We start from the raw sequence: 19,012 nt of genomic DNA on the forward strand, positions 1-19,012 counted from the left end.
GGCGACGCGCTCGCCGTTGCCGGCTTCGACGTGGCGGTCGAGGCAGTTGTACGACGCGTTGAGTTCGCCGTCGTCGAACCATTTGTAGAACGGCGCGTCGCTCTCGTCGAGCACCTTCGTGAACGGCTTGTGCCAGCTGAGGCCCTCGCGCGCGAGACGCGCCCAGAAGCCTTCGTAATCCTGCTCGGCCTCGGCGGCCAGCGCGCGGTAGGCCGGCATGCCGGAGATGTTGGCGCGCTCGCGCGCGTCGGCCGACGGTTCGAAGATTCGGTGTTCCTGCAGGATCGATACGAGGGCAGTCAAGGTGTTCTCCGTGGAAATCGTTGGTGTGCGGCCTGACTGTTGAAACGCAACTTGCATGCCAGTCGCGCGGGTATTCGGCCGCAGCGGCGTGCGTGCGCGTTGCAGTGCGGTTCACGTAGATCGATATGCAGTGCAAAGCATAAAGAGACCAGGCACTCGGTGCGCTTGCCGGCCTGCGCGTTGCGTCGAAATGCAGCAGCAGGTGTTGCAGGCGTCAACACGGCACACGATGCGCGGCGTGCACGCCGCTGGCCGGACGCCGCGCTACGCGATGAACGACCGGAGCGCGCCGAGCGCGTCGGATGCGCGAAGCCGCGCGAGCGCCGACGCCTCGATCTGCCGCACGCGTTCGGCGGACAGGTTCAACTGGCGGCCGATGTCGCGCAGCGAGCAGCCTTCGTCCGCATGCAGTCCGTAGCGCAACCGCAGGACCGTCGCTTCGCGCGGCGGTAGCCGGTCGATCGCGGCGGCGATCGTATGGCGCAACTGGGCGGCGCCGGCGGCGTCTTCGGGCGACGGCGACGACAGGTCCGGCGCGACGTCGGCGAACGTCATGTCGCCTTCCGGCGAGACCGGCAAGTCCGCCGACACCGGCTCCTTCACGATCGCCATCAGGTCGCGCACCTTGTCGACCGGCTCGCCCATGTGGACGGCCAGTTCGGCCGGCGTCGCGGCCGTGCCCGCGCGTTGCCGATGCTCGCGCGCGAGCCGCGACAGCTTGTTCAGTGCGTCGACCGTATGCGTCGGCACGCGGATCGTGCGGCCGAGGTCGGCGAGCGCATGCGTGATCGCCTGCCGGATCCACCAGGTCGCGTAGGTCGAGAAGCGGAAACCGCGCCGGTAGTCGTAGCGCTCGATGGCCTTCAACAGGCCGATGTTGCCTTCCTGGATCAGGTCGGCGAACGGCAGCCCGCGATCGGGATAGCGCTTCGCGATCGACACGACGAGCCGGAGGTTCGCGTCGAACAGGCCCGTCCTCGCCGGCTGCATCGCGCGCTCGATCGCAGCGAGCCGCGCATCGAGCGACGCGGTCGCGCCGGGCGGCAGCGCCGACGTCGGGGCATCGCGCACGATCGCGGCGCGTGCATCGACGAACTCGGCCGCGCGCCGCGTCAGCGTCGGCCCGCAGGCCGGATGGGCGGCGATGCACGACGCGAGCCAGCCCGCGTGGTCGTCGTCGGTCGACCGCGCAAACGACGGCGGGACGCCCACGTCGGCCAGCATCCGCGCCAGCCGGCCCCGCAGTGCGCGCTGCCGGCATGCGCGCTTGCGCAACGGTTCGCTCATCCGTTCGAGTGCGCGGGCGGACAGGCTCACCGTGCCGAGCAGCGCCGCGACGTCGCGGACTTGCGCGCGATACGCGGCGGAAGCGGTGCCGCCCGACAGCAGCGCCGCGCGCATGCCGCCGGCGAGCGCGTCGATGCGGGCGAGCCGTGCCACGACGGCGTCGCGCCAGGCCGAATCCTCCGGTGGCGTCTCGTCGTCGCGTGCGGGTTCGCCGATGGGGGCGGGCGAAGCGTCCGCATCGACTCTGTCCGCCGGTCGATCGTCGCGCGGGCCGTCGGCGAGAAAGATCACGTAGGTCGATGCGGCGGTCCGGCATTCGGCGATCTCGGTGCGGATCGACACCAGCGCGTCGAGTGCATCGGGGTCGCCGCACAGCACCGCGACCGACGCCGCGCGGCCGCGTTCGATGCGCTGCGCGTACGCGAATTCCTCGTCGCGCGTGAGGAGCGGCGTCGTGCCCATCTCGCGCAGGTACAGCCGGACCGGGTCGGTCGTGCGCGCCGCGAGCAGGTCGGCCGCGGCGAGCGTACCGGCGCCGTCGGCCCATGCACGCGCGGGCGGCGCGGGCCGGAAGTAGCGGTCGATCGTCCAGCCGCTCGCGGTATCGGCGCTGTCGCACACCGCGATGCCGAGTTCGGCGAGCACCGCGGCGGCGGCATCGATGCCGCTGTCGCTCGCATCGTCGTCGGGCAGCGCGTCGATGATGTCGCCGCGCGTGACGAAGCCGCGCGACAGGCCGGTCGCGATCAGCGCGTGCAGATGCGCGACGGCGTGCGGCGGCGCGCCGTCGTCGATGCCGGCCGCGGGCGCCGGTGCGTGCCGCGCCGGCATCCCGTCGCGCGACGCGTCACGCGCGCTTCGCATACACGTTGCACCAGCCGTCCGCCGCGACCAGCTTGCCGCCGAACATCGGACACGTGCCGGCGGCATCCGCCGCTTCGCCCTTGTAGAAGCGGCAGTTGACGCAGCGCTGGCCGGCCTGGTATTTCGGGAACTGCGCGGCGTCGACGCTGGACGCATGCGCGCGATAGCCGAGCGTCTTCGCGGCGGCGTCGTTCTCGTCGACGAGCGGCGGCGCCGCGAGTGCCGTGCGTGCGGCGGCGAGCGTCGCGCACAGGCCGATGGTATGGATGATGAAGGTTCTGCGGGAGGTCGGGTGCGTCACGGTCGTTTCCTGGTGAAGATGAAATCGTGGGGAAGGGCGCGGCCCGCATCGCGTGGCGGAGCCGCTGGCCCGGTGTTACTGGCTCGCGTCCTTGTGCGCGGCGGGACCGGCGATGAGCGGCGCGGTCGATGCGTGGGCGGTATCGGCCGTCAGCTTGCTCTTGCCGGCGACGTAGCCGTTCGACGCGAGCAGGAAGGCCATCAGGTCCGCGTAGTCTTCGTCCTTCAGCTTGCCGGGCTGGTCCGCCGGCATGTTGGTCGCCATGTAGCCGAACACGCCGCCGATCGTCAGGTGCGAATGCGACAGCGGTGCGAACGACGGGCCGCTCAGCGCGGGCGCGGTGTTGCCTTCGAGGTCGGCGCCGTGGCACTTCGCGCAGGCATTGCCGTAGATTTCCTTGCCGTGTGCGACCTGGACGGCGTCGAACGTCGGCGCGGCGTCGCCGGTGCTCGCGGCGACGCGGATGAAGCCGCCTGCGCTCACGTTGCGCGCGCGCAGCAGGCTATCGGGCGCGCGGCCTGCGCTCGCCGTCGCGCCGTCGAGGAAACGCGACGGCGTGCGCGACTCGTGCGCTTCGAGCGCGCTGCCGGGCAGTGCCCACTTGCGGGTCAGCGCAGCCAGCCGGCCGTTGTCCTTCATCTGCGTGAGTGCCGCGTCGATCCGCTGCTGCAACGCGGCCGAGCGCGGCGCGAACGCAAACGTGAGCTGCCACTCCGCATACGGCGACGAGGTCGCGCCGATGCGGAATGCCTGTTTCGGATGCGCGGCCTGATATGCGACGACCGCCGGATACCAGACGATCGCGCGATGCGCGCGGCCGCGGGCGACCGCGTCGACCGTTTGCTCGGACGTGTTCTCGAGATCGAAGCGCGCGTTCTTCTGCTGCACCGCGATCAGTTGCGCGGGGCTCGCGTAGGTGGCCGCGACGATTTCCCGGCCGGCCGCCGGCGTGCCGGCGTCGCGGCGCGTGACGCTTACGTAGCCCGAGCGCAGGTAGCCCTGCGAGAACAGCAGCTTCGTGTCGGATGCGTCGGCGATGGCCGAGCGCGGGAAGCCGGCGAGCACGTCGCAATCGCGTTCGAGGATGTCGGCGAGTTCGTGCGCGGATACGCCGTCGTCGTCGCTGCCGCCTGCGTCGTGTGCGGAGAAGGTGGCCGTGATGCCGGCCGTGCGGAACACCTCGCGGGCGACGGCCTTGTCGAGCGCGGCCGTCGGCGTGCCGGGCAGCGAGCAGACGCGTACCGCCGTCGCGGCCGTGGACGGCACCGGGGTCAGCGCCGTGCCTGCCGCGAGCGCACAGGCCACGGCGAGGCGGGAAAGTCGGAGGTTCATGATCGTACGCTCGGTTGAAAAGGAGAAGGGAGGCGGCACCCGCGCCGGCGGCGCGGGTGCGATGCGGTTGAACGGACGTCGATCAGCCGCGGTCGAGGGCGAACACGTACAGCGTGCCGCCGCGCGGCACGTCGTCCGCCGCCTTGGCCATCGGGCCGCCCCAGATCGGGTTGGCGCCGCCGTAACCGGCGAGCACTGCTACGTACTCCTTGCCGTCGACTTCGAAGACGGACGGCTGCGCGATGATCCCGCTCGCGAGCTTCGGGCTCTCCCACAGCACCTTGCCGGTCGACACGTCGAACGCGTACAGGTGGCCGTCGAGCGAGCCGCTGAACGCGAGGCCGCTCGCGGTCGTCGCGACGCCGCCGTTCCACGGCAGCTTGCTCCAGTGGCTCCACACCTTCTTGCCGGTGTTCACGTCGATCGCCTGGAGTTCGCCGTAGCCTTCGCTGCCCGGCTCCGGCTTGATCTCGAAGCCTTCGCCGAGATACGGCAGCCCTTCCATGTAGTTGACCGACTTGCCCGACAGGCTCATGCACGCATGCAGCGCCGGGACGATCGCGAGATGGCGCACCGGGTCGTACGACATCGACCACCAGTTCTTGCCGCCGAGGAAGCTCGGGCACGTGTCGATCGTCGTGCCGACCTTCGGATACTTCGCGGGATCCTGGATCGGCGCGCCGTCTTCCGTGTAGCCGGTGACCGACGTGGCCTTCACGAACGGCTCCGCATAGATCAGCTTGCCGGTGTCGCGGTCGATCGCGTGGAAGTAGCCGTTGCGGTCGGCATGGACGATCGCGTCGTGTTCCTTGCCCTTGTACTTGATCGTCGCGAGCACCGGCGTGTTGACGCCGTCGTAGTCCCAGGTGTCGTGCTTCGTGTACTGGTAGTGCCACTTGAGGTCGCCGTTCTTCGGATCCAGCGCGAGCAGCGAATCGGAGTACAGGTTGTCGCCCGGCCGCAGGTCCGCGAGCCACGGCCCCGGGTTGCCGACGCCCCAGTACAGCGTGCGCGTCGCCGCGTCGTAGGTGCCGGTCAGCCAGGCCGGTGCGCCGCCGTGCGCCTGCATGCCGTCGGGCCAGGTATCGGCGTGCTTCTCGCCCTGGCCGGGGATCGTGTAGCGCTTCCACAGCAGCGTGCCGTCGTTCGGGCTGAGCGCCGCGATGAAGCCGCGTGCGCCGTATTCGCCGCCCGAACTGCCGACCACGATCGCGCCGTCGAGCGCGAGCGGGGCGAGCGAGAACGCGTAGCCGAGCCCCGGTTCGAACATCTGCTTCTTCCACACGAGCGCGCCGGTCTGCGCGTCGAGCGCGGCCACCTCGCCGCTCAGCATCGCGACGTAGACGTTCTTGCCGTACAGCGCGACGCCGCGGTTCACGACGTCGCAGCAGGCCGTCTTGAACGATTCCGCGCCGAGCTTCGGTTCGTATTTCCACAGCTGCGCGCCGGTGGCCGCGTCGAACGCGTACACGTTGTCCTTCGGCGTGGTCACGAACAGGTAGCGGCCGTTGACGATCGGCGTGGCCTCGAAACCCTGCTTCAGCTCGGCCGGAAACTTGTAGCTCCACGCCTGCGTGAGCTGCTTCACGTTCGACGCGTCGATCTGCTTGAGCGGCGAATGCGCCTGGCCGCTGTACGTGCGGTAGTAGGTGAGCCAGCCCGGATCGCGTTGTGCATCCGTGAGCCGCTGGTACGTGACGGCCGGATAATCCGCGGCAGCGTCCACCAGGCCGGGATTCAAGGCGATAGCGGCAGCCGCCGCGATGCCGATCGTTGCCAGTCGGCTCGTCGAAGCCGAGAGTTTTTTCATGGTTGTCTCCTGAGTCATTGTGGTCGCACCGCGGCCAACACATGGCCGGGCCGGCAGGGTGGGGATCCGGGTCCAGTGCGCAGCCAGTCACGCAAATCGCATGCCACTGCGGCGCGCGCCTTGCCGCGCAAGGCGCAGCGGCCGATTGCGCGCGTTGTGGCGACGCGGGCGGCGCGGCGCGGGTGATCCGCGTGTGTTGCGTTCGGGGACAGCCGCGGGCCGAGTGTTGCGAAACATGACAACGCCGTGAGCGGACGGGAGCAGCACGCATGCGATACGTGGCGCACGGCCAATCGCGGCGGTTCTGCGTGCGTGCGTGCCTGAATGGACGACGGTGCGGCGCAGGGACGGCGATCGTCGTCGACTGTGTGAGTCGATGGCGCGCCGTTACCCGGTGCGACGCACGCATGCAACGGACCGCGCGCGTGCGGCGGCGCGCTCGATCCGAACGACGATCGCGCATACGACTGCACGAGCGCCGTACCGTTGATCCAAATTGACACAGGTGCGACAGCGGTGGCACGAACTGCAACAGGTCGGCGGTTGCGGATCGACGCGTGGTGGCTTCGACCGGCGCCGGCCGGGCGATGCGGGCATCGGCATGCTTCTTGCCGTTCGAACCGGCAACGATTCCGCGCAGCGAGAAACCGCGATGCCGGTCCCGATCGCGGGGCCGATCGGCCAGGCGCTGGTCGCGACCGGGATCGGGATCGGCGTCGCGATTCCGGCGGTGCTGGCTTACAACCTGTTCCTGCGGCAGCTCAAGACCGTGACGGCCGGGCTCGACGAGTTCGGGCAGGACCTGATCGCGCTGGCCGAACAGCGTCGCTTCCGGATCGACGCGCCGGTGCATGCCGCGCTGCCGGCAGCAAACAGTGCGGGCGTGCGCCGGGCGGCCGTATGAGGACGGACGAGCGCGAAGCCGACGCGGGCGAACCGCTCGGCGAGATCAACGTGACGCCGCTCGTGGACGTCGTCCTCGTGTTGCTGGTGATCTTCATGGTCGCTGCGCCGCTGATGACGCATGCGATCCGCGTCGACCTGCCGAAGGCAGCCGCGCCCGCGCGCGACCTGCGTGCGTCGACCGTCACCGTGACCGTCGACGCGCACGGAGCGGTCCGGATCGACGGCACGCCGGCCGCGCCGGCCGAGGTCGAAGCCGTGCTGGCACGCCGCGTCGCGCACGACCCGCAGACGAGCGTGAGCCTGCACGCGGACCGCAACGAGCCGTTCGGCACCGTGGCCGGCGTCATCGCGTCGATCGGACGCGCGCGTGTCGCGCATGTCGCGATCGCGACGGCGGACGGCGCTGCCGGGCCGGCGCCATGAAGCGAACGATGTCGGCGGAGATGAGCGCCGACCCATCGATACGGACAACGATATAACGACGCGACGACAAAAAAAGAGGAGACGTGGAGATGAAGGAAACCGATGGGACGAAGCGCCGCTTCGCCGCACGGCGCGCGGGCGTGACGCTGTGCTTCGGCGGCATGCTCGGCGGCTGGCTCGCGCCCGCGTCGGCGCAGGTCGAACCGGCCGGCAACGCCGATGCGCCGACGCTCGCGCCGATCGTCGTCGTCGGCACGACGCCGCTGCTCGGGATCGGCACGCCGCTCTCGCGCGTGCCGGCCAACGTGCAGACGATTCGCGGCGAGGACCTCGCGCGCCAGCACGACAGCGTGCTGACCGACTACTTCGAGAAGAACGTCTCGAGCGTCGACATCAACGAGGCACAGGGCAATCCGTACCAGACGGATGTGAACTACCGCGGCTTTACTGCGTCGCCGGTCGTCGGCACGCCGCAGGGGCTGTCGGTGTTCGTCGACGGCGTGCGTGTCAACGAGCCGTTCGGCGACGTCGTGAACTGGGATCTGATCCCGCAGGCGGCGATCGACACGATGCAGCTGATCCCCGGTTCGAATCCGACCTACGGCCTCAACACGCTCGGCGGCGCGCTCGCGATCACGACGAAGAACGGCAGGACGAGCCCGGGCGGCGCCGCGCAGGTATCGATCGGATCGTGGGGACGCAAGACCGCGCAGATCGAGCAGGGCGGGCGTATCGGCAGCCACCTCGACTATTACGTGACGGGCAACGTCGCGAACGACAACGGCTGGGCCGATCACAACGCGAGCCGCGTGCGGCAGGACTTCGGCAAGCTGCGCTACACGGACGCCGATACGACGCTGTCGATCTCGGCCGGCGGCGCGGACAACGCGCTGCAGGGCTCGCAGACGATTCCGCGCACGTTTCTCGACAATCGCGCGCAGGCCTACACCTATCCCGACCTGAACCGCAACAGCGCCGCGTACGTCACCGTGGCGGGCGACCATTCGTTCGGCGACCACGTGCAGCTGAGCGGCAACGTCTATTACCGGCACTATCGCAACACCAACATCAGCAGCAACGTGACCGACGATTTCGGCAGCGTCGACGGCAGCGGCGCCACCGACACCGTGCAGGCGACCAACGCCCGCTCGGTGATCGCGACCGACAGCTACGGCGCGAACCTGCAGCTGACGCTGCTCGGCAAGCTCGCCGGCATGGACAACCAGTTCGTGGCGGGCGCATCCGCCGATCTCGCGAACTCGGGCTTCGAGCAATCGTCGCAGGATGCGATGTTCACGGCCACGCGCGCGACGGTCGGCATCGGCGACTTCACGCAGACGACGCGCGCGAAGACGCGCAACGCGAACTACGGCGTCTACTTCGACGACACGCTCGCGCTGACGCGCCAATGGTCGCTGACGCTGGCCGGGCGCTACAACGTGTCGCGCGCGGCGATCGAGGACGTGAGCGGCCTGCAGCCGCTGCTCACCGCGCGCCATACGTTCGCGCGGTTCAATCCGGCCGTCGGCATCACGTGGAATCCGGCGCCGGGCTTCACCGCGTATGCGACGTACAACGAAGGGATGCGCTCGCCGACCGCGATCGAGCTCGCGTGCGCCGATCCGGCCGCGCCGTGCTCGTTGCCGAACGACTTTCTCGCCGATCCGGCATTGAAGCCCGTGATCGCGAAGACGATCGAGCTGGGCGCGCGCGGCCGGGTGGGGCAGGCGACGACGTGGAGCGCGGCCGTCTACCGCACGACGCTCGACGACGACATCCAGTTCATCAGCAGCAACGGCGGCGCGAGCACGCTCGGCTATTTCCAGAACGTCGGCAAGACGCGCCGGCAAGGCTTCGAACTCGCGGGTCATACGCGGCCCGGGCCGGTCGGCGTCGGCGTCAGCTACAGCTATGTCGACGCCAGCTACCGCTCGACGTGGACCGAAAGCAGCGCGAGCAATTCGAGCGCCGATGCACGCGGCAACATCGTCGTCCGCTCCGGCGACCGCATTCCGGGGATTCCGTCGAGCACCGTGAAGCTGAGGCTCGACTATGCGGCGACGCCGAAGTGGACCGTCGGCACCCGCATCACCTATCGCAGCGGCGTGTTCGCGCGCGGCGACGAGAACAACCAGGACGAAAATGGCAAGGTGCCCGGCTATTTCCTCATCGACCTCGACACGACCTGGCAGGTCACGAAGCAGCTGCAGCTGTTCGCGTCGGTGACCAACCTGCTCGACAAGCGCTATGCGAGCTTCGGGATGCTCGGCCGGAACGTATTCAATGGTCCTAACCATTCGTTCGACGAGCTCAATGCCGTCAACGAACAGTTCGTCGGGCCGGGCGCGCCGCGCGGCGCGTGGGTCGGCGCGCGCTATGCGTGGGACTGAACGGGCGGCTCGGCGCAGTGCGGTGCGGCTGCTGCCGTGACGTCGAGCATCTTGCGTACCGCGCGAGCGACGCCACGCGCGAGCGCAGCATCGCTCGCGAGATGCCCGGCCGGCACGCGCTCGACGATGGCGGCCGGCACCGCGCGCGCGAGTCGATCGACGTTGTCGACCGGGCACACGCGGTCGCGCGTGCCGTGCACTGCATGTATCGGCACGCCGGCTTGCGCGGCCTGCCGCGCGAGCGCCAGCAAGCGGCGTTCGCCGAGCCAGCAATGGCGTTGCAGGTAGTGCGCCTGGATCCGGTACTTGTCGATCAGCCGGTCGATCGCGGCTTGCGTCGGCCGCGCGCCGCGCGCCGGCCGCCCGGTCAGGATCGCGTCTTCATACGCGTTCCATGCGAGCGCGACCGCGCGCTGCCGCGCCGCGCCGGCGCCCGGCTGGAGACGCCGCGCGCAGCAGGCGATCAGACGATCGACGCGCGCGGTGCCGGCGGCGGCCGTCAGGCGCTGCCAGGCCCGCGGTGCGCGTGCGCGTGCACCGACGAACAGGCCGCGCACTTCGCGCGACGACGTGAGGAACAACCCGCGCAGCACGACGCCGGTGACGCGCGACGGATGCCGTCCCGCGTAGGCGAGCGCGAGCGCCGCGCCCCACGACCCGCCGACGACGCTCCAGCGTGCGATGCCGAGCCGCGCGCGCAGCGCGTCGAGATCGCCGATCAGTTGCATCGTGTTGTTGTGACGCAGACCGCCGCGCGGCGTCGACGCACCCGCGCCGCGCTGGTCGACCAGCACGACGCGTGTGCGCGTCAGGTCGAACAGGCGCAGCACGGCCGGCCGGCTGCCGCTGCCGGGCCCGCCGTGCAGCACGACGACCGGCGCGCCGCGCGGGTTGCCGGCTTCGGTCCACGCGATCGTGCATGCATCGCGGGACAGGCGGCGCACGGGGAGGGCGGAGCGTTGGCTGCGTGATGGCGACATGTCGGCGGGGTATAGACGGAGAGGGAAAGGCAATCGCACGATGCGGCCGCGCTCGACCCGTATGAAGCCAGATTCGCGCCGGCGATGAAGATAGGGATTCGTCCGGGTGGCGGCACGCGTGCGTTTCACGTTATCACGTGGACCACGCGCGCGGCACGCCGCATCGACGGCAAGCTAGTGCCGTCATTTCATTTCCCTTTCAATTTCGGTCGGCGCGGCGATGCAACGAAACCAGATCGTGCGCGTATCCCATCGTGGCCCGATGTTTGCTCGCATCAAGGGCAAAGAGTCCGGCACGACCGGAAGGATCCCCGGAGGAGACAATGCGCGATGACGTTCATCCGACGGCCAACGCACGGGCCACGCATGCGCCCGGCTGGCCGACGCCGACGATCCAGAAGTCCCATGAGCGGTCCGAGACGTTCGGCCTGCAGGCATCGGCACGTCCCGACTACGACCTGCTGTCCGGCGCCGCGCTGGCGCTCAAGCGCGAGCAGAACCGCGTGCTGTGCGTGCATGCGATGCCCGTGATGGAGACGCTGCACGAGCAGATCGTCAATACGCAGAGCATGATCGTGCTGACCGATGCGGAAGGGCTGATCCTGCATTCGATCGGCGACGACGACTTCCTGCGTCGCGCGGAACGGGTCGCGCTGCGCCCCGGCGCGAACTGGGCCGAGAACCGGCAGGGCACCAACGCGATCGGCACCGCGCTCGCGGAGCTGTGTCCGATGGTCGTGCACGGCGACCAGCACTTCCTGGCCGCGAACCATTTCCTGACCTGCTCGAGCGTGCCGATTCTCGATCCGTACGGCGACGCGATCGGCGTGCTCGACGTGACGGGCGACCACCGCAGCTATCACCAGCACACGATGGCGCTCGCGAAGATGTCGGTGCAGATGATCGAGAACCACCTGTTCACGACGACCTTCCAGGAGACGCTGCAGGTGTCGTTCCACGGCCGCCCCGAATTCCTCGGCACGCTGATGGAAGGGATCGTCGCGTTCACCGCGGACGGCCGCTTCCTGTCGGCCAACCGCAGCGCGCAGTTCCAGCTCGGGATGCCGCTTGCCGCGCTGCGCGCGCATACGCTCGCGTCGCTGTTCGACGTGACGAGCGCGCAACTGATCGACCGGATGCGCGCGAGCACCGAGCCGCACGTGGCGCTGAATCTCGGCAACGGCGCGGTGGTCTGCGCGCGCGTGCAGTTCCGGCGCGCGTTGCGGCCCGAGGGCAGCCGGCCCGCCGAGGTGCACGACGGCGCCGCGCCCGCCGCGCGGCCGCCTGCCGCGCAGGGCGCGGCGAGCCTGTCGCGCCTCAGCTATCTCGACACCGGCGATCCGCAGGTCGCGGCGGTGATCGCGAAGATCCGCAAGGTGATCGGCAAGGACATTCCGGTGCTGATCACCGGCGAAACCGGCACCGGCAAGGAACTGCTCGCGCAGGCGATCCACAACGACTCGCCGCGCCGCGACGGGCCGTTCGTCGCCGTCAACTGCGCGTCGATTCCGGAGACGCTGATCGAATCCGAACTGTTCGGCTATGAGGAGGGCGCGTTTACCGGCGCCCGCCGCAAGGGCGCGACCGGCAAGCTGCTGCAGGCCAACGGCGGCACGCTGTTTCTCGACGAAATCGGCGACATGCCGTATCCGCTGCAGGTGCGGCTGCTGCGCGTGCTGCAGGAGCGCATCGTCAATCCGCTCGGCTCGACGAAGGCGATCGGCGTCGACATCGCGATCATCTGCGCGACCCACCGCGACCTGCGCGAGATGATCGCGCAGAACCGCTTTCGCGAGGACCTGTACTACCGGCTCAACGGCCTCGTCGTACGGCTGCCGCCGCTGCGCGACCGCACGGACCTCGCGGTGGTCGTCCAGAAGATGCTGCAGCGGGAGACGCTGTCGGGGCCCGGCCGCCGGCCGTTGAGCGTCGCGCCCGACGTGATGGCGCTGTTCGAGCGTTGCGCGTGGCCGGGCAACTTCCGGCAGCTCGCGAACCTGCTGCGCACCGCGTCCGCGATGGTCGACGACGACTGCGAGATCCGCTGCGAGCATTTGCCGGACGACTTCTTCGACGACGTGCGGCGCGACTGTGGCGCGGTGGCGCAGGGCGCCGCTGCGCCGCCGCAGCAGCTCGCAGCGGATGCGCCCGCGTTCGCGAACGCGAACGCGGCCGCGGCCGGTGATGCACGGTTGCAGGACGTCGCCGCATCCGCGATCGCGGCCGCGCTCGCGCGTCATGGCGGCAACGTGTCCGCCGCCGCGCGCGCGCTCGGCGTGTCGCGCAACACGATCTACCGCAAGATGCCGGCCGCCGGGCCGGATGCGCTGGAGCCGGACGAACCCTGACGGAAGCCTCGACTGTCACACCGGTGTGTCAGGTTGCAACACCCGGTGTTCAAGGATTCAACACTTGCTCAACCGGCCGCGCGCATCGTGAACCGTCGCTCGACGGATTCTGAAATGTTAGTGTCGGTCAATCGTAAGGATTTCGGTGCCGTGACCACCCGGCGGTGGCCGCACGCCTGCGCACGCCGCTGCGCGACGCAAATCCGGCCCCGGCACGCTCCTTGCTGAATGGGTATCGGCCGCTCGATCGATGCGGTTTGTTCGACTCACCAACTCAACAAGGAGACACATCATGCAGTGGACCACCCCGGCTTATACCGACCTGCGTTTCGGTTTCGAAATCACGATGTACATCGCCAACCGCTGATCGAGGCGCGCAGTGCCGCCCGCATCGACGGACACGATGCGGGCGGCACCCGGAGCACACGCAGATGAAGATCAAGATACTCGGCTCGGGCGCCGGCGGCGGACTGCCGCAATGGAACTGCAACTGCGGCAACTGCCGTCGCGCGCGGGCCGGCACCGACGGCATCGTGCCGCGCACGCAATCGTCGATCGCCGTCAGCGGCGACGGCAGCGACTGGGTGCTGGTGAACGCGTCGCCGGACATCCTCGCGCAACTGCGCGCCGCCCCCGACCTGCAGCCCGCCCGCGCGATCCGCGACAGCGCGATCGTCGCCGTCGTGCTGTGCGACGCGCAGATCGATCACGTGACGGGTCTGCTGATGCTGCGCGAACGCACGTCGCCGCTGCCGCTGTACGCGAGCGCACCGGTGCTCGACGACCTGTCGACCGGGCTGCCGCTGGTGCCGCTGCTCGGCCACTACTGCGGGGTCGACGTCCACCCGATCGCGCCGGGCCAGCCGTTCGCGATCGCGGGCGCCGGCGGCCTTCGCTTCACCGCCGTGCCGGTCGACAGCAAGCCGCCGCCGTATTCGCCGCGCCGCGAGGCGAGCGTGCCGGGCGACAACATCGCACTCCTGATCGAAGATACGGCGACCGGCCGGCACGCGTTCTACGCGCCGGGGCTCGCCGACGTCGACGACGGCGCGCGCGCCGCGATGCGCGACGCCGATCTCGTGCTGGTGGACGGCACCTTCTGGACCGGCACCGAGATGATCGACCTCGGCCTGTCGTCGAAGCACGCGGCGGACATGGGACATCTCGCGCAGTGCGGCGACGCGGCGCGGCCGGGGATGATCGAGCAGTTGCGGCAGTTGCCGGCGCACACGCGCAAGGTCCTCACGCACATCAACAACACGAATCCGATTCTCGACCCCGGTTCCGCGCAGTGCGCGCAGTTGCGCGAGCACGGCATCGAGGTCGCCCACGACGGCATGCAATTCGAGGTCTGACCATGAACGCACCGATTCCCGCCGCGGCGCTGCACGCGACGCCCTGGAGTGCGCAGGAGTTCGAGGCGCGCCTGCGCGCGCTCGAATCGCGCTACCACATCCATCATCCGTTCAACCGGCGCTTGAACACCGGCGCGTGCTCGCCGGCGCAGATCCGCGGCTGGGTCGCGAACCGCTTCTACTACCAGGTCAGCATTCCGCTGAAGGACGCAGCGATCCTGTCCAACTGCCCGGACCGCGACACGCGCCGGCTGTGGGTCGAGCGGATTCTCGACCACGACGGTCACGGCGGCCAGGAAGGCGGGATCGAGGCCTGGGCGCGGCTCGGCGAGGCGGTCGGCATCGAGCGCTCGGAGCTGTGGTCGCTCGCGCACGTGCTGCCCGGCGTGCGGTTCGCGGTCGACGCCTACGTCAATTTCGCGCGGCACGCGCCGTGGCAGGAGGCCGTGTGCTCGTCGCTGACCGAGATGTTCGCGCCGCAGATCCACCTCGACCGGCTCGCGGGCTGGCCGTCCCACTATCCGTGGATCGAGGCGGACGGGCTGCAGTATTTCCGCAGCCGCGTGCCGCTCGCGCAGCGCGACGTCGAACACGGGCTCGCGGTGACGCTGAGCCATTTCACGACACCGGACGCGCAACGGCGCGCGCTCGACATCCTGTCGTTCAAGCTGGATGTGCTGTGGTCGATTCTCGATGCGATTGAAAAGGCGTACCCCGCATGAACTCCAACGAAGCCGTCAGCGGCGTGCCGCTGCGCCCCGCGCTGAGGGGCATGTACCGCCTGCAGTGGGAGGCGGCCCAGGATGCGTACGTGCTCCTGTATCCGGAAGGCATGGTCCGGCTCAACCCGAGCGCGGGCGAGATCCTCGCGCGCTGCGACGGCACGCGCGAGCTCGACGACATCATCGACGAGCTCGAGCGGCTGTTCAGCACGTCGGATCTCGCGTCGGACGTCTATCGCTTCCTCGATCATGCGCGACTGCGCGGCTGGCTCGACTGACATGGACATGACACCGCCTCCGAACCGCCCGAGCGCGCCGCTGTGGATGCTCGCCGAGCTCACGTACCGCTGTCCGCTGCACTGCGCGTTCTGCTACAACCCGGTCGACTTCGCGACGCACGGCGCGGAGCTCGACACCGACGCGTGGCGCACGGTGATCAGCGACGCGCGCGCGCTCGGCGCCGCGCAGATCGGTTTTTCCGGCGGCGAACCGCTGCAGCGCGACGATCTGGAGGTGCTGGTCGAGCATGCGCGGTCGCTGGGTTTCTATACCAACCTGATCACGTCGGGCGTGGGCCTGAATGCCGCGCGCATCGGCCGGCTCAAGGCGGCCGGCCTCGATCATGTCCAGCTGTCGCTGCAGGATTCGACGCGCGAGCTGAACGACTTCCTGACCAGCACGCGCACCTTCGACCTCAAGCGCGGCGTCGGGCGACTGATCAAGTCGCATGGCTATCCGATGGTGCTGAACTGCGTGCTGCACCGGTACAACCTGCCGCACGTCGGCCAGATCATCGAGATGGCGCTCGACCTCGGCGCGGATTTTCTCGAGCTTGCCAACACGCAGTACTACGGCTGGGCGATGCTGAATCGCGACCAGCTGATGCCGACCGCCGAACAGCTGCGCGAAGCGGAGGAAACGGTCAACCGCTACCGGAAGCTCGTCGGCGAACGGTGCAAGATTCTGTTCGTCGTGCCCGACTACTTCGAGCAGCGGCCGAAGGCCTGCATGAACGGCTGGGGCTCGGTGTTCCTCGGCGTCGCACCGGACGGCACCGCGCTGCCGTGCCATGCCGCGCGCGGGTTGCCGGGCCTCGCGCTGCCGAACGTGCGCGACCGGTCGCTGAAGGACATCTGGTACGACAGCGACGCATTCAACGCGTTTCGCGGCGACGGGTGGATGCGCGATCCGTGCCGCACCTGCGACGAGCGTCACACGGATCACGCCGGGTGCCGCTGCCAGGCATACATGCTGGCCGGCGATCCGGCGCAGGCCGATCCGGTCTGCGCGAAGTCCGAACATCACGGCCGGGTCGAACAGGTCGTGCAGTTCGCACGGCGGGTAGGGCGGGAGGACGAGCGTCCGCTGATCTTTCGCAGTACTGCGAATTCGATCGCGCGCTGAGCGGCAGCGGGCGGCATGCCGGTGGGCCTTACGGGTTCGACCGCTTGCCCGCTTGCCTTGCCGCCTGCTCGAGCAACGCCGCGAACGCCGCTTCGTCGACGCGCAGCCCCCTCGGCGTGCGGCGCACCTGCAGCGCCGCGAGCATCCCGGCCTCGAACGTATCGAGCACCACCGGATGAATGTAGCAGCGCCGGCACACGGCCGGCGTGTTGCGCAAGACCTCGGCGACGGTGCGCACCGTTTCGACGATCTGCTTGCTGGCGTGCGCGACGTCCTGCTGCGGGATGCGCCGCAGCAACGCCAGCGCCTGCACGCTGCCTGCCCACGTCCGGTAATCCTTGGCCGTGAATGCCGCGCCCGCTGCGTCGCGCAGATAGTCGTTCACGTCGCACGAGCCGACCGAATGGCGCGTGCCGTCTTCGTCCAGATACTGGAACAGCTCGTGTCCCGGCAGCTCCGCGCAACGGCGCACGATGCGGCCGACGCGCGGGTCGTCGACCGTCACGTCGTGCTCGATCCCGCTCTTGCCCGTGAAGCGCAGCCGCACCTGTCCCGGACCGATCGTCACGTGGCGCTTGCGCAGCGTCGTCAGCCCGTACGACGCGTTCTCGCGCGCATACTCGGCGTTGCCGATCCGCGCGAGCGTCGTGTCGAGCAGCCGGACGACCGTCGCGACGATCTTCGCGCGCGGCATGCCGGGCAGCGCGAGATCGCGCGCGACCCGTGCGCGAATGCGCGGCAGCGCGCGGGCGAATTCAGCCATTCGTGCGTACTTGTTCGCGTCGCGTGTCGCGCGCCACTGCGGGTGATAACGATACTGCTTGCGTCCGCGCGCGTCGCGCCCCGTCGCCTGCAAATGGCCGCGCGGATCCGTGCAGATCCACACGTCGGTGTAAGCGGGCGGAATCGCGAGCGCGTTGATGCGGGCGATCTCGTCGGCGTCGCGGATCCGCGTGCCGTCCGGCGCGTAGTACGCGAAGCCGTTGCGCAGCCGCCGGCGCGTGTAGCCGGGGCGCCGGTCGTCGACGTGGCGCAGCGGCGCGGCGGTCACGTCTGCGTCCGGAGGTGCCGCGCGGGGCGTGCGCGTCTTCATGCTGCGATGCGTCGATCGACGCGCGCGGTCGATCCGCGCATCGGCGGTGCGGGTCCCGCTCGTCGCTGCTGCTGGCATCGTCTTCTCCTTGTCGTTCGCGCGATTCGGAGCGTGACAGCAAGAAGCGTGCGCCGTGCTTTCGGCGCCATGCCGTTACCGTTGCGCCGACCGATCATGGAGAAAAACAATCCCTGTGGCGTGCTCGTTGATTGCCCCGAGCTCATTTGACGACGCCGCCCCGCCCGCTTAGGTGTTTATACGTATGCCGATACCGATATCGCTTCAATCCAATATTTCATTGGAAGGTTATCGGACTTGTTCCTAGACTGATCCGGGGCGTACATCTCGGGCCGGCCGCAACGGCCGGGCCGCATCGCCCCGAACCGCGCCCGTGCCACGCAGAACCACAACAGCACGACATGGCACCGCGCCAGGCCGGCGCCGCGGCATACAACGACACCATCGGAGACGGACCATGACATTCATCAGGAAGCTGGCGGCCGGCGCGATCGTCGCCGCGGCGACGGTGCTGGCCACCGGCGCGCACGCGCAGCAAAAGCCGATCACGCTCGGGTTCTCGCAGGTCGGCGCGGAAAGCGCGTGGCGCACCGCGAACACCGTGTCGGTGAAGGGCGCGGCGAAGGAGGCCGGCATCAACCTGAAATTCTCGGACGCGCAGCAGAAGCAGGAGAACCAGATCCGCGCGATCCGCTCGTTCATCGCGCAGAAGGTCGACGTGATCGCGTTCTCGCCGGTCGTCGAGTCGGGCTGGGAGCCGGTGCTGACCGAAGCGAAGGCGGCCCGTATCCCGGTGATCCTGACCGATCGCGGCGTCGACGTGAAGGATCCGTCGCTGTACGTGACGATGATCGGTTCGGACTTCCTCGAGGAAGGGCGGCGCGCGGGCCACTGGCTGGAAGAGCGCTACAGGAACGACGCGGGCCCGGTCAACATCGTCGAGCTGCAGGGCACGGTCGGCTCGGCGCCCGCCAACGACCGCCGCGCGGGCCTGCTCGAAGTGATCAAGAACAATCCGAAGTTCAAGGTGATCGCGTCGCAAAGCGGCGACTTCACGCTCGCCGGCGGCAAGCAGGTGATGGAAGCGTTCGCGAAGACCTACGGCAAGCAGATCAACGTCGTCTACGCGCACAACGACGACATGGCGCTCGGCGCGATCCAGGCGATGGAAGAAGCCGGCATCAAGCCCGGCAAGGACGTGAGCGTCGTGTCGTTCGATGCGACCAAGGGCGGCTTCCAGGCGATGGTCGCCGGCAAGATCAACGTCGACGTCGAATGCAGCCCGCTGCTCGGCCCGCAGCTGATGACCGCGGTGAAGGACGTGGTCGCCGGCAAGCAGCTGCCGAAGCGCATCGTCACGAACGAGACGGTGTTCCCGATGAGCGTCGCCGCGCAGGTGCTGCCGACCCGCAAGTATTGAATCCCGGCGCACGCGGACGGCGGCGCGTTCGCCGCCGTCCGGCCGCCGCTTCGAAT

General features: G+C 69.2%; 17 protein-coding genes. 10 read left to right on the forward strand and 7 right to left on the reverse strand.

The window, feature by feature from the left end:
- From NQV17_RS33940 to NQV17_RS33960, 5 genes are all read right to left on the reverse strand, one after another.
- Nucleotides 1-360 (reverse strand): acetyl-coenzyme A synthetase N-terminal domain-containing protein (locus NQV17_RS33940; protein ID WP_374692792.1); only part of this gene is annotated, 360 nt, incomplete at its 3' end.
- Between the two features lie 207 nt (nt 361-567).
- Nucleotides 568-2,421 carry a sigma-70 family RNA polymerase sigma factor gene (locus tag NQV17_RS33945; RefSeq protein WP_257775647.1) on the reverse strand — a complete coding sequence of 618 codons (1,854 nt, stop codon included), beginning with the start codon at nt 2,419-2,421 and terminating at the stop codon, nt 568-570.
- Nucleotides 2,422-2,437: 16 nt separating this feature from the next.
- Nucleotides 2,438-2,755, reverse strand: coding sequence for a high-potential iron-sulfur protein (locus tag NQV17_RS33950; RefSeq protein WP_257775619.1), 318 nt, complete (start codon nt 2,753-2,755; stop codon nt 2,438-2,440).
- A gap of 75 nt (nt 2,756-2,830) precedes the next feature.
- Nucleotides 2,831-4,087 (reverse strand): c-type cytochrome, encoded by a 1,257-nt coding sequence (locus NQV17_RS33955; RefSeq protein ID WP_257775620.1) that lies wholly within the window; start codon nt 4,085-4,087, stop codon nt 2,831-2,833.
- 82 nt (nt 4,088-4,169) lie between these two features.
- Nucleotides 4,170-5,897, reverse strand: a complete 1,728-nt coding sequence (locus tag NQV17_RS33960; protein ID WP_257775621.1) for a methanol/ethanol family PQQ-dependent dehydrogenase — start codon at nt 5,895-5,897, stop codon at nt 4,170-4,172.
- A 652-nt stretch (nt 5,898-6,549) separates the two neighbouring features.
- Here NQV17_RS33960 and NQV17_RS33965 point away from each other — a divergent pair.
- The 3 genes from NQV17_RS33965 (at nt 6,550) to NQV17_RS33975 (ending at nt 9,616) form a co-directional block, all read left to right on the forward strand.
- Nucleotides 6,550-6,801, forward strand: coding sequence for a MotA/TolQ/ExbB proton channel family protein (locus NQV17_RS33965; protein WP_257775622.1), 252 nt, complete (start codon nt 6,550-6,552; stop codon nt 6,799-6,801).
- Entirely contained in the window at nt 6,798-7,226 is a 429-nt protein-coding gene (locus NQV17_RS33970) for a biopolymer transporter ExbD (protein WP_257775623.1), read from the forward strand. Before NQV17_RS33965 ends, NQV17_RS33970 begins: the two co-directional genes overlap by 4 nt.
- Before the next feature lie 89 nt (nt 7,227-7,315).
- A complete protein-coding gene (locus NQV17_RS33975; protein WP_257775624.1) occupies nt 7,316-9,616 on the forward strand; it encodes a TonB-dependent receptor in 2,301 nt (766 codons plus the stop codon).
- Here NQV17_RS33975 and NQV17_RS33980 read toward each other — a convergent pair.
- Entirely contained in the window at nt 9,601-10,596 is a 996-nt protein-coding gene (locus NQV17_RS33980) for an alpha/beta fold hydrolase (protein ID WP_257775625.1), read from the reverse strand. The two genes, NQV17_RS33975 and NQV17_RS33980, sit on opposite strands and share 16 nt — an antisense overlap.
- Nucleotides 10,597-10,919: 323 nt before the next feature.
- Between NQV17_RS33980 and NQV17_RS33985 the strand changes: the two genes are divergently transcribed.
- The 6 genes from NQV17_RS33985 (at nt 10,920) to pqqE (ending at nt 16,425) form a co-directional block, all read left to right on the forward strand.
- Entirely contained in the window at nt 10,920-12,944 is a 2,025-nt protein-coding gene (locus NQV17_RS33985) for a sigma-54-dependent Fis family transcriptional regulator (protein ID WP_257775626.1), read from the forward strand.
- Nucleotides 12,945-13,236: 292 nt separating this feature from the next.
- The gene (gene pqqA / locus NQV17_RS33990) at nt 13,237-13,311 is read left to right on the forward strand and encodes a pyrroloquinoline quinone precursor peptide PqqA (protein WP_006410019.1); all 75 of its coding nucleotides are present in this window, start codon (nt 13,237-13,239) and stop codon (nt 13,309-13,311) included.
- Between the two features lie 64 nt (nt 13,312-13,375).
- Complete coding sequence (gene pqqB / locus NQV17_RS33995; protein WP_124571957.1) at nt 13,376-14,299, forward strand: pyrroloquinoline quinone biosynthesis protein PqqB; 924 nt, start codon at nt 13,376-13,378, stop codon at nt 14,297-14,299.
- Between the two features lie 2 nt (nt 14,300-14,301).
- Complete coding sequence (gene pqqC, locus NQV17_RS34000) at nt 14,302-15,021, forward strand: pyrroloquinoline-quinone synthase PqqC (RefSeq protein WP_124523765.1); 720 nt, start codon at nt 14,302-14,304, stop codon at nt 15,019-15,021.
- Nucleotides 15,018-15,299: a pyrroloquinoline quinone biosynthesis peptide chaperone PqqD gene (gene pqqD, locus NQV17_RS34005; protein WP_257775627.1), complete on the forward strand. Its 282-nt coding sequence runs from the start codon at nt 15,018-15,020 to the stop codon at nt 15,297-15,299. Before pqqC ends, pqqD begins: the two co-directional genes overlap by 4 nt.
- A gap of 1 nt (nt 15,300) precedes the next feature.
- Entirely contained in the window at nt 15,301-16,425 is a 1,125-nt protein-coding gene (gene pqqE, locus NQV17_RS34010; RefSeq protein WP_257775628.1) for a pyrroloquinoline quinone biosynthesis protein PqqE, read from the forward strand.
- Between the two features lie 28 nt (nt 16,426-16,453).
- On the opposite strand, the gene NQV17_RS34015 is transcribed toward pqqE, so the two are convergent.
- Nucleotides 16,454-17,518 carry a DNA topoisomerase IB gene (locus NQV17_RS34015; RefSeq protein WP_257775648.1) on the reverse strand — a complete coding sequence of 355 codons (1,065 nt, stop codon included), beginning with the start codon at nt 17,516-17,518 and terminating at the stop codon, nt 16,454-16,456.
- 475 nt (nt 17,519-17,993) lie between these two features.
- On the opposite strand from NQV17_RS34015, the gene NQV17_RS34020 reads away from it, so the two are divergent.
- A complete protein-coding gene (locus tag NQV17_RS34020) occupies nt 17,994-18,956 on the forward strand; it encodes an ABC transporter substrate-binding protein (protein WP_124523762.1) in 963 nt (320 codons plus the stop codon).
- The last annotated feature ends 56 nt before the right edge of the window (nt 18,957-19,012 follow it).

This window comes from Burkholderia sp. SCN-KJ, assembly GCF_024656005.1.
GTDB lineage: Bacteria > Pseudomonadota > Gammaproteobacteria > Burkholderiales > Burkholderiaceae > Burkholderia.